Below are 14,365 nucleotides of genomic sequence, written 5' to 3'. Positions count from 1 at the left end.
GTGCTGCGATAGTGATCCCCGGACAAAAAGATGTAGCGAGCATCCAGGAAGACCGTGGACACCAGCGAGAGCAGCACCGAACCGCAGGAGAAGGAGCCCTCCGCGGTACCCACCGCACCCAGGGGCTGGCGCCGCTGGGCCATGGACACCCGGCCGCTGCGCCGCCCCGCCTACCGGCGGCTGTGGTCGTCGACCATCGTCACGGCGGTCGGCAGCCAGCTCACCGCCGTCGCCGTGCCCAAGCAGGTCTACGACATCACCGGCTCCTCGGCGTGGGTGGGCGCCGCGAGCCTCGCCGGTCTCGTGCCGCTCACGGTGTTCGCGCTGTGGGGCGGCGCGATCGCCGACAGCATGGACCGGCGCCGGCTGCTGCTGATCACCAACTGCGGGATAGCCGTGACCTCGGTGCTGTTCTGGCTCCAGGCCGCCGCCGGACTGGAGTCGGTCGCCGTGCTCATGGTCCTCCTCGCGCTCCAGCAGGCCTTCTGGGGCCTGAACTCGCCGGCCCGCAACGCCTCGATCGCACGCCTGGTGCCGGAGCACGAGCTGGCCGCCGCCAACGCCCTCGGCTCGACCGTCATGCAGACCGGGCAGGTCGTCGGCCCCCTCCTGGCCGGAGTGCTGATCCCGGTGGTCGGGCTGGCCGAGCTGTACCTGATCGACGCCCTGGCGCTGTGCGTCACGGTGTGGGCGGTGTACCGGCTGCCCGCGCTGCCGCCCCTGGCCGCCGCCGTCCGGCGCCGCGCCGGGGTGCGGGAGATCGCGGAGGGCTTCCGGTACATCTCGCTGCACAAGGTGCTGCTGCTGTCCTTCCTCGCCGACATCATCGCGATGGTCTTCGGGATGCCCCGCGCGCTGTTCCCGCAGCTGGCGAGCGAGACGTACGGCTCCTACGGGGAAGGACTCGCCCTCGGCCTGCTGTTCGCGGCCATCCCGATCGGCGCGGTGGCCGGCGGGCTGTTCTCCGGCACCTTCTCCCGGGCCCGCCGGCACGGCTGGATGGTGATCGGCTCGGTCGTCGCCTGGGGGCTGGCCGTCGCCGCCTTCGGGCTGAGCTCCAGCCTGTGGCTCGCGGTGGTGTTCCTGGCCCTGGCCGGGGTCGCCGACATGGTGTCCATGGTCTTCCGCGGGGCCATCCTGCTGTCCGCCGCCAGTGACGAGATGCGCGGCCGGATGCAGGGCGTGTTCACGGTCGTCGTCGCGGGCGGCCCGCGCCTGGCCGACGTCCTGCACGGCACGGCGGGCTCGGCGTTCGGCGCGCGCGCCGCGACGACGGGCGGCGGCCTGCTGGTCGTCGTCCTGATGCTGGGCCTGGCCGCGGCGGTGCCGGCCCTGCGCCACTACCGCGTCTGACGGCGCTCAGTACACGGTGCGCCGCGCCTGCGCGTGCCGCTCCATGAGCTGCCCGCGGGTCATCTCGAGGCGGTGCGCGAGGATCTCGGCGACGTAGCGCACCAGGGTCAGCCCGAGCGCGGTGTCCTCGTCGCACAGCCGCAGCACGGCGGCCGCCTCGAACTCGTACGCCCGCACCGGGCTGAAGGCCTCCGCGCCGAAGTCCCACCGGTACGGCGGGAACAGCCACGACCAGCCGAGCAGATCACCGGCGCCGAGGCTGGCCACGGTGATCCGCTGGGTGGGCGTCACCTGCTGGTGCAGGGTGACGGCCCCGGAGCGGATGACCCAGAAGCGGTCGGCCGTACCGCCGGACTCGAAGATGCGGGTGTCCTCCGGGAAGGAGGTCTCCCGGGCGAGCGCCATCAGACGGTGGCGCTGGGGCGGCGGAAGGGCGGTCAGCAGTTTGATCGCTTTGGTCATGGCACGGGGCTCCTCACCGACGACAGGCATTCCGGTGTTCCCTGCGTCCATTGGAGCGGCTGCGGCGGCCGGGGGCACCTCGGCGGCGGGTGGCCGCCGCCTGCGGTCCGTGCGGCCGGGTCGCCGCGGGCATGAAAAAGCCCTGGCTGGACGGGGGAAGCCAGCCAGGGCTGTCAGAGGTGGTTCACGGGGGACGGTTCCGGTCGACCCCGTGACCACGTATGGATGAACCGTAAACCATTTCCTCGGTGTCTCGGTAATCGAGACCGGGGTACGTGACCCGTTTCACTCCACTCGACGTCTCACGGGTGATCGCTGTGCTTCCCCGGGGTCAGGATCTCGTCCAGCACGGTGAGCACCGCCTCGTACGTGAGGGTCCGTACGGCGGCGTCCCGCGCCCCCTCGGGGTCGGTGGCGCGCAACTCCTCGCTCCGCCCCCGCCACGTCCGCTCCTCCTGCCGGGCCCACGCCCGCGCGCGCTGCATCCGTCGCAACAGTTCGTCTGAGTCCACCACATCGGTCATGCACACCGCCTACCCCGCCCGGGCCCGATGCGCTCATCCCTCCGAGGCCTTCACGGGCACGTCCAGCGGACGGGCCAGACCGGTCACGGCCTCGTCCAGGCGCTGCAGATGCCGCAGCACGTGCTCGGTGACCCGGCTCTTGCCCGGGACGGCCGGCGGACTCGGCCCCAGCAGGGAGGCGATGCTCGGACCGGTCTCGACCGTGGCGCCGGCGTGCTCGTCGGTGACGTGCGCGGTGATCGCCTCCAGGTTCCGCCCGATCCGGCCCGTCGCGTCGCGCAGCCGGGGATCGGGCGTGATCGAGGGACGGCTGAGCAGCAGCTCGGCCGTCGCGGCCAGGGTGCGCGCGTGGTACGCGCACGTCTCCAGCAGCGCCACGACATAGCGGGCGGTCTCCCGGCGGGCCCGCAGCGGTGTCGCCGGATGCGTCAGCGGCTGGACGGCGGACCGCAGATCGGCCAGCGCCTGGTCCAGGTCGCGGGCCTGGTCCATCAGGTCCCCGGCCGGCCCGCCGCCGAGCTGGTCCACGGCACTGTTCGTGACCTCCCCGAGCCGCCGCAGCACCGTGGCGAGCAGGTCGTTGGTCCGCCGGTCGGTCCCCACCGGCAGCACGAACGCCGCCGCGATCACCCCGCAGACCGCGCCGAGCGCCGTCTCCCCGATCCGCAGCAGGAGCACCGACAGGCTGTAGGTGTGCAGCAGCGTGTAGAGCAGCCCGAGCGCCGCCGTCACGAAGAACGACGACAGCGTGTACGACAGCGGTGCCGAGTAGAACATCGCGAACACGAACAGCAGCACCAGCGCGAACGCCGTCCAGGTGTGGTGCCCGACCGCTCCCGCCAGCACGATGCCCGCCAGGACCCCCAGCACCGTCCCGACCAGCCGGCGCGAGCCCTTGATCAGGATCTCGCCCGTGGACGCGGTGTTCAGGAACACGATCCAGCACGTCAGCACCGCCCAGTACCAGCGGTCCCGTGACAGCAGCTCCCCGCCGACGATGGCCAGCAGCGACCCCACCGCGACCTGTACGGCCGCCCGCGTGGTGCGCCGCTCCAGCCCCGTGGCCTCCTCCTTGGACTCCTCCTCGTCCTCCGCGTCGAGGACCGCGTCCTCCGCGTCCAGCTCCTCACGGGAACGCGCCGTGGCCGGGGAGTCGTCCGACTCGTCCTGGGCACCGCCCAGCGCGATCCGCAGCCCGAGCACCGCCCGCGCCGTCTCGCCGACGGCCCGGAAGGCGTCCTGCACGGCAGGGGACGCGACCGGCACGTTCTCCTCGTCGCGGTAGCCGAGGAGCCGGTTGCGCAGCTGGGCCACGCCGGTCCCGCCGGCCGCCTCCGCCGGGCGCAGCACCAGCACCCGCAGGGCCTCCAGGTCCCGGCGCAGCGCCGTCGTCGCCTCCTCCCGCACCGGTTGCCGGCCACCCGACGGCACGGGCGCACCCGGCAGATGCAGGGCCAGCGTGTCCACGCGCTCGGCGCCGCGCGCCCGCAGCAGCGCCAGACCGAGCCGCTCGGCGGCGATCTCGGCGTCCGCGATGCGCCGCTGGACGAGCCGGGCCACGGCCTCGTCGGCCGTCCCGTCCGCCAGCCGTCCCTGGATCAGCAGCGCCGTCTCGTGCAGCCGCGCGGTGCCCTCCCGTACCCGCCGCAGCGCCCGGTCCGCGTCGTCGGGTCCGGCGTCGAGCAGGTCGAGCTGCGCCGACAGCAACTGCGCCATCCGGGCCCGGAAGGCGCTCCGCAGGCGCTCCAGCACACCGACCGGCGTCTCCGGGATCAGCGCGAACCGCATCAGCGCACTGCACCCGAAGGCCACCGCGGCCGCCGCGTACAGCTCGGGCAGTCCGTCGGGGGTGGCCCCGACGAAGAGCGCCACGAAGTACGTCTGGAAGCCGATCAGGCCGAGCGCGGTGCCCCGGTCACCGAATCTGCGCAGGTAGACGGCACAGAAGATCAGCGCGACGAAGACGAGGTCGCCGCCCACGACCCGGTGGTGCAGCAGCGACGCGAGCGACATCGACGCCAGCGTCACCGGCAGGCCGAGCGCCAGGGTGACGGCCTGCTTGGAGCGCTGCTTCTCGCGGATGGCGAAGGTGGAGACCATCGCCACCAGCGCCCCGGTCACTAGGTGCGGCAGATCGGTGCCGAGGACGCCGAGCACGGTGACCGTCAGGGCGATCGACCCCACCGTCCGCAGGGCCGCCGCCAGCCTCAGCAGACCGGGGTCCGAGGCCGCGACACGGTCCCTCGGCCGCGCCCGGACCGTCTCCTGCGCCGCCCTCACGCCGTCCCGCTCACTTCCCCGCTTCCTCGTTCAGCAGGCGCCCGCGCCCCCGTCCTGCGCGGCGACCTGCTTCTTGAGCTGTTCCGACGTCAGATACGCGTGGGTGAACTCGAAGTCCTTCAGCTTGGCGGGCCGGCGCGCCTGGAACCCGGTGCGCACGAAATCGTCGCCGGCGACGGCGTTCAGGACCCAGTTCGTCATGACGCGGGCCTTGGCGACGTTGGTGCGCAGCGCCGACCAGTGGTAGCCACGGGCCACCGCCACCGCGGGCAGACCCTTCAGCTCCACCCCGAGCGGCTTGGACACACCGTCGAAGCCGCCGAGGTCGACGACCAGTCCGAGGTCCTTGTGCTCATACGGCCGCAGCGGCTGGCTGCGCATGGCGGCGATGACGTTGTCGGCGGCGACCTTGCCCTGGCGCATGGCGTGCTGCGCGGTGGGCGGGCACACCGCGCCCTCCTCGTCCTTGGTCACGTCCGGCACCGCGGCGGCGTCGCCGAGCGCGAAGACGCCGTCGTGCCCGGGCAGCCGCATGGCCGACGTCACCGCGAGCCGCCCGCGGACCGTCTCCGCGCCGAGCGTGCCGATCAGCGGGCTGGCGGCGACACCGGCGGTCCAGATCAGCGTGTGCGTCGGCACCACCCGGCCGTCGGTGAAGGTGACCTCGTCAGGGCCGGCCTTCGCGATGGACACGCCGAGGGAGATCTCGATGCCGCGCCGGCGCAGGATCTCCTGCGCGTCCCGGCCCAGCTTGTCGCCGAGTTCCGGCATCAACTTCGGCGCGATGTCGATCAGATGCCACTTGATCAGCCGCGGGTCGAGCCGCGGATAGCGCTTGACCGCGTTGTGGGTCAGCATCTGCAGGCAGGCCGCCGTCTCGGTGCCGGCATATCCGCCGCCGACCACGACGAACTGGAGCCGGGCCGCCCGTTCGGCCGGGTCCTGGCAGGCGTCGGCGAGATCGAGCTGCGAGATGACGTGGTCGCGCAGATAGGCGGCCTCCGCCAGCGTCTTCATGCCGAACGCGTGGTCGACGAGCCCCGGGATGTCGAAGGTGCGCGTGACACTGCCGGGCGCCAGCACGATGTAGTCGTACGGCTCGTTGACGATGCGGTCGGTGATGGTGCGCACGACGCACACCTTCGACGCGAGGTCCACGCCGATGGCGCCGCCCGGGATGATCCGGGTGCGGTACCTGCGGCTGCGGCGCAGCGACAGGGCGATGGACTGCGGGGTCAGCACACCGGAGGCCACCTGGGGCAGCAACGGCAGGTAGAGCTGGTAGGAGGACGGGGTCACCAGGGTGATCTCGGCCTCGTCGGGGGAGAGCCTGCGTTCGAGCCGGCGTACGCATCCGACTCCCGCGAAGCCCGCGCCAACCACCAGGATCCTGGGTCGTGTCACGCTGATCATCCCTTCTGCGGCTCCAGGCGGTCTGCCTCGATGTCGTTCGCCTGCCCCTGAATCGCTGCTTCGCACACCTCGATCCCATCGCGCCCCGGGACCTTCCGCCAGCCGGGAGCGGCAGGCAGATGAACGCCGTCGCTCAGCCGAACACGCTGTCGCCGTCGTCCCAGTGCGCCACGTCGTCCGACAACTGCTCGCGCGGCACCCGCGACCGCGCCTGGTACATCGCGTCGATCTGCGCCTCGTAGTGCCGCACGATCGCGTCCCGGCGCAGCTTCATCGACGGTGTCAGCAGACCGCTGGCCACGTCGAACGGCTCCGGCAGCACCCGGAACACCCGGATCGACTCCGGGCGCGACACCGCGCTGTTGGCGGCGGCCACCGCCCGCCCGATCTCCTCCCGCAGCGCGTTCTCCTCCCGTGCCTCGCGGGCCCGCGCGTCGCTGCGGGCCGCCAGGGAGTCCCGCCAGAACGCCAGGAACTCGGGGTCCAGGGTGATCAGCGCCCCGACACACGGCCGGTTGTCGCCCACCACCACGGCCTGGTGCACCAGCGGATGCTGCCGCAGCCGCTGCTCCAGGAGCGCCGGTGAGACGCTCTTGCCGCTGCTCGTGATGATGACGTCCTTCTTGCGGCCCGTGATCGTCAGATAGCCGTCGGAGTCCAGCCGTCCGAGGTCCCCCGTCGCCAGCCAGCCGCCGCGCAGCGCCGCCCGCGTCGCCGCCTCGTTGTTGACGTAGCCCTGGAACACCGAGGGCCCGCGCACCAGGATCTCCCCGTCGTCCGCCACCCTGATGTCCACGCCCGGCAGCGCCTGGCCCACCGTCCCCGACATCTCCCGGCCCAGCGGCTGCGCGGTCACCCCGCCGCAGGTCTCGGTCAGGCCGTAGCCGTCGTTCACGTAGATGCCGATGCCCTCGTAGAACAGTGAGAGTTCACGGTTGAGGGACGAACCGCCGGAGGTCGCCCGGCACACCCGGCCGCCCAGCGCCTCCCGGAGCTTGCGGTACACCGTGCGCTCGTACAGGGCGTGCTGCAGCCGCAGGTCGAAGCCGGGGCCCGGCCCGCCGCCCAGGCGGTGCCGCTCCAGCGCCGCCGCGAAGTCCCGCGCGGTGTCCGCGGCCCGCTCGAACAGGGCACCGCGGCCGGACTGCTGCGCCGTGCGCAGGAAGTTCTTGTAGATCTTCTCGAAGATCGACGGGACGGCCGTGAAGTACGTCGGCCGGAACGTCCGCAGCGCCGCGGCGAGCGCCTCCCCGCTGAGATCCGGCTCGTGCCCCATCAGCAGCCCGCCGCGGATGCACAGCCCCTGCACCAGCAGCCCGTACACATGGGAGAACGGCAGGAAGGCGAGGACCGAGCCCTGCCGCTCACCGGGCGGGACGACCGTGTGGCCCCAGCCCGCCAGGAGCGTGTCGCAGGCGCTCGCCAGACCCCGGTGGCTGAGCGCGCAGCCCAGCGGGCGGCCCGTCGTACCGGAGGTGTACATGATCGCCGCGGTGGAGTCCGGCAGCACGATGCGGCGCAGCGACTCGACGGTCGCGAACGGCACGAACTCGCCCGCCTCGACGAGCTGCTGGAGCCCGCCGGCGTCCAGCTGCCACACATGCCTCAGCCGGGGCAGCGTCCCGCACACCGACCCGACCGTCATGATCGCCTGCTCGTCCTCGACGACGACCGCCACGCACTCGGCGTCCCGCAGGATGTACTCGACCTGGTCGCGCGACGACGTCGGGTAGATCGGCACCACCTCGGCGCCCACCGCCCACAGCGCGTAGCTGAACACCGTCCACTCGTAGCGGGTGCGCGCCATCACCGCGACGCGGTGGCCGGGGGAGATGCCGGACGCGATCAGTCCCTTGGCGAGGGCGGTCACCTCGTCGCGGACCTCGACGGCGGTCACCTCCTCCCAGGTGGGGGCGGAGGGGTGGGGGCGGCGCGCGAGCAACGGGAGCGTCGGGTCGGCGGCGGCCGTCTCGAAGAGGCTGTCGGCGAGCCCTCCTGTCAGAGGCCGGACGGGCGGGGGAGCGAGGCCGAGGTCGCGCATGCGCTGCTCCTGATATGTACCGGGTGTGACATCACCGATGAGTTCCGTTATCGGCGTCGCCCGAATCTAGCCCAGCCGGGAGCGCGTGGTGCCCTGATCTGACAATTGACGTCGTTCGGTGATCTCGGCCGGATGGGGGAACCCGGAGCGCATGACACACGCGACCCCCCAACCGAACTCAGAACCGAGCCGGCCTCCGAACCCCGACCCGGAGCCCGAGCGCACCACGGGCCTCGAACCGGGCGGTTCCGTACCGCCCGGCGAGACCCCGCCCGCCGAGAGCAGCATGCCCGGCGCGGGCCCCCGCGAGACCCACAACCCGACCACCGGCTGGGCGAAGGCCCCGCTGACCCTGATCCTCGTCGTCACGGCGCTGATCGCCGCTTTCTTCCTCGTCTACGCCCTCATCCTGATCTTCTGACCCGGCCTCCTCGCACCGGACCGGCCCTCGGTCACAGACCCGGTGTGAGCCACACCGTGGCCAGCGGAGGCAGCGTCAGCCGCAGCCGCCCGTCCTCCGGCTTGAGCGGGCCGGGGTTGGTGACATCGCTGCCGCCGTACCGCGCGGCGTCGGTGTTCAGGGTCTCCTGCCACGCCGTGACGTGGTCCGGGACCCACAGACCGTAGTCGTGCCGGACCACGGGAGAGAAGTTCGAGACGCAGAACAGCGGCACACCCTCGGCGTCGTAGCGCAGGAACGCGAAGACGTTGTCGTCGGCGGCGTCCCCCAGCGACCACTGGAAGCCGCCGGGGTCGGTGTCGCGCTGCCACAGCGCCGGCGTCGCCTGGTACGCGGTGTTCAGATCGCGCACCAGATCGCGCATGCCCCGGTGGTCGCCGGCCGAGGCGTACCCGGGATCGAGCAGCCACCACTCCGGGCCGTGCTCCTGCGACCACTCCGCGCCCTGCGCGAACTCCTGGCCCATGAACAGCAGCTGCTTGCCGGGGTGCGCCCACATGAAGCCCAGGTACGCGCGGTGGTTCGCCCGGCGCTGCCACCAGTCGCCCGGCATCTTCGACACCAGCGCCTGCTTGCCGTGCACGACCTCGTCGTGCGAGATCGGCAGGACGTAGTTCTCGCTGTAGGCGTACACCATCGAGAACGTCATCTCGTTGTGATGGTACTTGCGGTGCACGGGCTCCTTGGCGATGTACTCCAGCGAGTCGTGCATCCAGCCCATGTTCCACTTGAGCCCGAAGCCCAGCCCGCCGCTGTCCGTCGGCCGGGTCACGCCCTCCCAGGCCGTCGACTCCTCCGCGATCGTGACGACCCCCGGATTGCGCCGGTACACCGTCGCGTTCATCTCCTGCAGGAACGCCATCGCGGCCAGGTCCTCCCGCCCGCCGAAGGCGTTCGGCGCCCACTGCCCGTTCTCGCGCGAGTAGTCCAGGTAGAGCATCGAGGCGACCGCGTCGACGCGCAGCCCGTCGATGTGGAACTCCTCGCACCAGTACGTGGCGTTCGCGACCAGGAAGTTGCGCACCTCTGTGCGTCCGAAGTCGAACTCCAGCGTGCCCCAGTCCGGGTGCTCGGCCCGCCGGGCGTCCCCGGGCTCGTACAGCGGGTCCCCGTCGAACCGGGCCAGCGCCCAGTCGTCCTTCGGGAAGTGCGCCGGGACCCAGTCCATGATCACGCCGATGCCGGCCCGGTGCAGCGAGTCGACCAGGTACTTGAAGTCGTCGGGACCGCCCAGCCGGGACATGGGGGCGTAGAACCCGGTGACCTGGTAGCCCCAGGACCCGGCGAACGGGTGCTGCGCCACGGGCATGAACTCGACGTGGGTGAACCCCAGATCGGCGACGTACGCGGGCAGCTCCTCGGCCAGCTGACGGTACGTCAGGCCAGGCCGCCAGGACGGCAGGTGCACCTCGTACACGGAGAACGGGGCCTCGTGCACCGGGACGTCACCGCGGTGCGCCATCCACCGCGCGTCGCCCCACTCGTAGTGCGAGGCGTGCACGACCGAGGCCGTGTCCGGGGGCACCTCCGCGCACCGCGCCATCGGGTCGGCCCGCAGGAAGCGGTCCCCGTAGCGGGAGGTGATCTCGAACTTGTACCGGGTGCCCTCGCCGATACCGGGCAGGAACAGCTCCCACACCCCGGACGCGCCGAGGGACCGCATCGGGAACGCCGTCCCGTCCCAGTGACAGAAGTCCCCGGCGACCCGCACGCCCTGAGCGTTCGGTGCCCAGACCGTGAAGCGGGTGCCGCGCACGCCCTCGTGCTCCATGGGCTCGGCGCCGAGCGCCTTCCACAGCTCCTCGTGCCGGCCCTCGCGGATGAGGTGCAGGTCGAGCTCGCCCAGGGCCGGCAGGAAGCGGTAGGGGTCGTGCGTCTCCTGCTCGTCGCCGCCGTCCTCCTGGTACGACACCAGCAGCGTGTACGCGGGGATCGCCGGCAGCGGCAGCAGCGCGGAGAACAGACCGCCGCCCTCCGAGACCAGCGCGGTGCGCTCGCCGTCCACCAGGACGCTCACCGCCCGCGCGAACGGGCGCAGCGCCCGCACCGCGATCCCGCCGGGGACGGGATGCGCGCCCAGCAGGGCGTGCGGATCGTGGTGGGTGCCCGCCAGCAGGCGGTCACGGTCGCCGGGATCCAGGGTCGGAGCGGTCGTGCTCCGGCCCGCTCCGGCCGGCTCGGGACGTGAGGTCTCGTGCAGGGCCATCGGTCAGGCTCCTCTCACGGCGAGGCGTTCGATCGCCGCCATAGGTACGGGCAACCAGTCGGGTCGGTGCCGGGCCTCGTACAGCACCTCGTACACGGCGCGGTCGGTCTCGTAGGCACGGAGCAGTCCGTGCTTCTTGCGCGGGTCCCACCCGGCGAGCGAGGCGTAGCCCGCGCAGTAGGCCTCGCGGCAGCGGCGCGCCCACTCGGGGCGCCACGGCCGGCGCTGCCGGGCGGCGTAGTCGAAGGAGCGCAGCATCCCGGCGATGTCGCGCACCGGGGAGTGCACGCCCCGCCGCTCGGCGAGCGGGCGGGACGGCTCGCCCTCGAAGTCGATGACGAACCACTCGCGCCCGGCCCGCAGCACCTGACCCAGATGCAGATCACCGTGGATGCGCTGGTCCGGTGGGCCCGGGTCGCAGCCGGCGAGCGCGCCGAAGGCCGTGCGCAGCCCGGGGACATGGGGCTGCAGCGCGGGCACGAAGTGCGCGGCGAGCTCCAGGCGCTCGGTCATGGCAGCCGCCATCCGGCCGTTCTCGCCGTGCGCGCGGGACGGGAACGCCGACGCCAGCGCCAGATGCACCTCGGCCGTCGCCCGGCCCAGCTGGCGCGCCTCGGCGGTGAAGTCGTCACCGGAGGCGAGCGCGGCCAGCGCCAGCGTCCAGCCGTCGGAGGCGTCCCGCAGGAAGGGCTGGAGCACCCCGAGCGTGGCCTCCCAGGGGCTCGTCGTACGGAACCAGGCCACCGGGGCCGGCACCCGCCGGCAGCCCTGCCCGGCCAGTGCCCCGGACAGCTCCAGATCGGGGTTGACCCCCGGCTGGATGCGCCGGAACAGCTTCAGGATGAACGCGTCGCCGTACACCAGGGAGGAGTTGGACTGCTCCGCGTCCAGCAGCCGGGGCACGAGACCGGCCGGCACGGGCACGGACGGGTCGCCCTCGAACCGCAGCGGGCCCGCCTCCCCGGGGTGCCGCAGCCGCTCGAGCAGCAGCTGGGCCGAGCGGGGGTCCTGGAGCGCGTCGAAGACCGTCATCCCGGCCAGCGGGCCTTCCTCCGCCCGGCCGATCAGGGCCCGGCCGAGCCGCGGCGACGGATGCTGCCGTACGCCGAGCAGCAGCTGGTAGCAGTCGCCGGCCGGCGGGGCGCCGCCGGGTGAGGGGACGGCGGAGTGGCCGGCGTGCACCAGCAGGTGCAGACAGCCCGGGAAGAGCTCGGTCATGGACAGCAGGACGAGGTCCGTGACGGGCCGGTCCTTGCCGGCGAACCAGCGCTGCCGCGGCAGCCATTCGCGCAGCAGGCCCGAGAGCGACGCCATGGGGCCGGCGTCGGCCGTACGGCCCGGTCGGGCGATTGCGGTCTTCTGCATGGTGACGCGTCCTTTCCTCGGCAGTCGCTCGAAGCTCAGGCTCAAGATCGTCTGCCGATGCGGGATGCGACTCGGGTGAGCCGGAACCAGTAGAAGCCGTGGCCCCCGAGCGTCAGCAGATACGGCAGCTCGCCGATGGCGGGGAAGCGCACGCCGCCGAACAGCTCGACGGGGACGCGTCCGCTGAACTCGCGCAGGTCGAGTTCGGTGGGCTGCGAGAAGCGGGCGAAGTTGTGCACGCACAGCACCAGGTCGTCCTCGTACTCGCGCAGGAAGGCGAGGACGGCCGGGTTGGAGGAGTGCAGCTCGGTGTAGGAGCCGAGTCCGAAGGCCGGGTTCTGCTTGCGGATCTCGATCATGCGCCGGGTCCAGTGCAGCAGCGAGGACGGCGAGGACATCGACGCCTCGACGTTGGTGACCTGGTAGCCGTAGACCGGGTCCATGATCGTCGGCAGGCAGAGCCGCCCGGGGTCGCAGGTGGAGAAGCCGGCGTTGCGGTCCGGCGTCCACTGCATCGGCGTGCGCACGGCGTCGCGGTCGCCGAGCCAGATGTTGTCGCCCATGCCGATCTCGTCGCCGTAGTACAGGATCGGCGAGCCCGGCAGGGACAGCAGCAGCGCGGTGAACAGCTCGATGGAGTGCCGGTCGTTGTCGAGGAGCGGGGCGAGGCGCCGGCGGATGCCGATGTTGGCCCGCATGCGGGGGTCCTTGGCGTACTCGGCCCACATGTAGTCGCGTTCCTCGTCGGTGACCATCTCCAGGGTCAGCTCGTCGTGGTTGCGCAGGAAGATGCCCCACTGGCAGCCGGACGGGATCGCCGGGGTCTTCGCCAGGATTTCCGAGACGGGGTAGCGCGATTCGCGGCGCACCGCCATGAAGATGCGGGGCATGACGGGGAAGTGGAACGCCATGTGGCACTCGTCGCCACCGGAGCTGTAGTCGCCGAAGTAGTCGACCACGTCCTCCGGCCACTGATTGGCCTCCGCCAGCAGCACCGTGTCGGGGTACATGGCGTCGATCTCGCGCCGCACCCGCTTGAGGAAGGCGTGCGTGGCCGGGAGGTTCTCGCAGTTCGTCCCTTCCTCGGCGTAGAGGTAGGGGACGGCGTCGAGGCGGAAGCCGTCGATGCCGAGGTCGAGCCAGAACTTCAGCGCGGAGAGGATCTCCTCCTGCACGGCCGGGTTCTCGTAGTTGAGGTCGGGCTGGTGGGAGAAGAAGCGGTGGAAGTAGTACTGCTTGCGGACCGGGTCGAAGGTCCAGTTGGACGCCTCGGTGTCCACGAAGATGATGCGGGCGTCGGGGTAGGCCTGGTCGTCGTCGGCCCACATGTAGTAGTCGCCGTAGGGACCGTCGGGGTCCTTGCGGGACTCCTGGAACCACGGGTGCTGATCACTCGTGTGGTTCATGACGAAGTCGATGATGACCCGCATCCCGCGCTGATGGGCGGCGTCCACGAACTCAACGAAATCGGCGAGGTTCCCGAACTCGGGGAGCACGGAGGTGTAGTCCGAGACGTCGTAACCGCCGTCGCGCAGCGGCGACTTGAAGAAGGGCGGCAGCCACAGGCAGTCGACACCCAGCCATTGCAGGTAGTCGAGCTTGGTGGTCAGGCCCTTGAGGTCGCCCACGCCGTCGCCGTTGCTGTCCTGGAAGGAGCGGACCAGGACCTCGTAGAAGACGGCACGTTTGAACCAGTCGGGATCACGGTCCTTGACGGGGGTGTCCTCGAAAGTGTCCAGGACGGGCTCGTTGACGGTCATGACGTGGGGGACCCTCCGATCTGCGGTGGCGATGCCTGGACGTGGAACACGTGCGCGGGGGCCCTTCCGGGCTCCAGCCGTACGTAGTTGGTCCTGCCCCAGCGGTAGGTCTCACCCGTCAGTTCGTCGAGCACGGACAGGGACGCGTCCCAGTCCAGGCCGAGTTGCGGCATGTCCAACGAGACCGTGGCCTCCTGGGCGTTGCGTGGATCGAGGTTGGCGACCACCAGCACCGTGTCCGGACCCGTGCGCTTGCTGTACGCGATCAGGGCGTCGTTGTCGGTGTGGTGGAAGCGCAGGTTGCGCAGCCGGTGGAGAGCCGGGTGGCACCTGCGGATGCTGTTGAGCCGGGTGATGAGGGGGGTGATGGTGCGGCCCTCGCGTTCGGCGGTGGCCCAGTCCCGCCGGCGCAGCTGGTACTTCTCGCTGTCGAGGTATTCCTCGCTGCCGTCGCGCAGGGGGGTGTTCTCGCAGAGTTCGTAGCCGCTGTAGACGCCCCAG

Annotated in this window: 11 protein-coding genes; 2 read left to right on the top strand and 9 right to left on the bottom strand. The window is 71.7% G+C overall.

All coding sequences use genetic code 11. The features are described from left to right. Positions 1–54 precede the first annotated feature (54 nt). Entirely contained in the window at positions 55–1,353 is a 1,299-nt protein-coding gene (locus tag ACFV46_RS25285) for an MFS transporter (RefSeq protein ID WP_385499793.1), read from the top strand. 6 nt (positions 1,354–1,359) lie between these two features. On the opposite strand, the gene ACFV46_RS25280 is transcribed toward ACFV46_RS25285, so the two are convergent. The 5 genes from ACFV46_RS25280 to ACFV46_RS25260 form a co-directional block, all read right to left on the bottom strand. After that, complete coding sequence (locus tag ACFV46_RS25280; protein ID WP_361933464.1) at positions 1,360–1,815, bottom strand: cyclic nucleotide-binding domain-containing protein; 456 nt, start codon at positions 1,813–1,815, stop codon at positions 1,360–1,362. A 302-nt stretch (positions 1,816–2,117) separates the two neighbouring features. Then, entirely contained in the window at positions 2,118–2,339 is a 222-nt protein-coding gene (locus ACFV46_RS25275) for a hypothetical protein (RefSeq protein ID WP_361933461.1), read from the bottom strand. Between the two features lie 33 nt (positions 2,340–2,372). Next, positions 2,373–4,619 carry an FUSC family protein gene (locus ACFV46_RS25270; protein ID WP_361933458.1) on the bottom strand — a complete coding sequence of 749 codons (2,247 nt, stop codon included), beginning with the start codon at positions 4,617–4,619 and terminating at the stop codon, positions 2,373–2,375. A gap of 30 nt (positions 4,620–4,649) precedes the next feature. Further along, a complete protein-coding gene (locus tag ACFV46_RS25265; protein WP_361933455.1) occupies positions 4,650–6,032 on the bottom strand; it encodes an NAD(P)/FAD-dependent oxidoreductase in 1,383 nt (460 codons plus the stop codon). 133 nt (positions 6,033–6,165) lie between these two features. Then, the gene (locus ACFV46_RS25260; protein ID WP_376728072.1) at positions 6,166–8,073 is read right to left on the bottom strand and encodes an AMP-dependent synthetase/ligase; all 1,908 of its coding nucleotides are present in this window, start codon (positions 8,071–8,073) and stop codon (positions 6,166–6,168) included. A 151-nt stretch (positions 8,074–8,224) separates the two neighbouring features. Between ACFV46_RS25260 and ACFV46_RS25255 the strand changes: the two genes are divergently transcribed. Then, complete coding sequence (locus ACFV46_RS25255; RefSeq protein WP_283292040.1) at positions 8,225–8,494, top strand: DUF6480 family protein; 270 nt, start codon at positions 8,225–8,227, stop codon at positions 8,492–8,494. A 31-nt stretch (positions 8,495–8,525) separates the two neighbouring features. Here the strand turns inward: ACFV46_RS25255 and glgB are convergent, their stop codons facing one another. The 4 genes from glgB to ACFV46_RS25235 all read right to left on the bottom strand — a co-directional run. Then, complete coding sequence (gene glgB / locus ACFV46_RS25250) at positions 8,526–10,739, bottom strand: 1,4-alpha-glucan branching enzyme (RefSeq protein ID WP_385499790.1); 2,214 nt, start codon at positions 10,737–10,739, stop codon at positions 8,526–8,528. Positions 10,740–10,742: 3 nt separating this feature from the next. Then, positions 10,743–12,104 (bottom strand): maltokinase, encoded by a 1,362-nt coding sequence (locus ACFV46_RS25245; protein WP_151787467.1) that lies wholly within the window; start codon positions 12,102–12,104, stop codon positions 10,743–10,745. A 41-nt stretch (positions 12,105–12,145) separates the two neighbouring features. Further along, entirely contained in the window at positions 12,146–13,864 is a 1,719-nt protein-coding gene (treS, locus tag ACFV46_RS25240; protein ID WP_361933443.1) for a maltose alpha-D-glucosyltransferase, read from the bottom strand. Next, a partial coding sequence (locus ACFV46_RS25235) for an alpha-glucosidase C-terminal domain-containing protein (RefSeq protein ID WP_385499786.1) occupies positions 13,861–14,365 on the bottom strand: 505 nt, incomplete at its 5' end. The genes treS and ACFV46_RS25235, both read right to left, overlap by 4 nt.

It is taken from the genome of Streptomyces sp. NPDC059852 (assembly GCF_042731455.1).
Lineage (GTDB): Bacteria > Actinomycetota > Actinomycetes > Streptomycetales > Streptomycetaceae > Streptomyces.
The sequence above is the reverse complement of the archived record's forward strand: the minus strand, read 5'-3'. Positions and strand labels throughout refer to the sequence as shown.

What these genes read in the sequence shown, in the direction of transcription:
- ACFV46_RS25265 (WP_361933455.1), bottom strand. Translation starts at nt 6,032, where the DNA reads ATGATCAGCGTGACACGACCCAGGATCCTGGTGGTTGGCGCGGGCTTC.
- glgB (WP_385499790.1), bottom strand. Translation starts at nt 10,739, where the DNA reads ATGGCCCTGCACGAGACCTCACGTCCCGAGCCGGCCGGAGCGGGCCGG.
- ACFV46_RS25260 (WP_376728072.1), bottom strand. Translation starts at nt 8,073, where the DNA reads ATGCGCGACCTCGGCCTCGCTCCCCCGCCCGTCCGGCCTCTGACAGGA.
- ACFV46_RS25280 (WP_361933464.1), bottom strand. Translation starts at nt 1,815, where the DNA reads ATGACCAAAGCGATCAAACTGCTGACCGCCCTTCCGCCGCCCCAGCGC.
- ACFV46_RS25275 (WP_361933461.1), bottom strand. Translation starts at nt 2,339, where the DNA reads ATGACCGATGTGGTGGACTCAGACGAACTGTTGCGACGGATGCAGCGC.
- ACFV46_RS25255 (WP_283292040.1), top strand. Translation starts at nt 8,225, where the DNA reads ATGACACACGCGACCCCCCAACCGAACTCAGAACCGAGCCGGCCTCCG.
- ACFV46_RS25245 (WP_151787467.1), bottom strand. Translation starts at nt 12,104, where the DNA reads ATGCAGAAGACCGCAATCGCCCGACCGGGCCGTACGGCCGACGCCGGC.
- treS (WP_361933443.1), bottom strand. Translation starts at nt 13,864, where the DNA reads ATGACCGTCAACGAGCCCGTCCTGGACACTTTCGAGGACACCCCCGTC.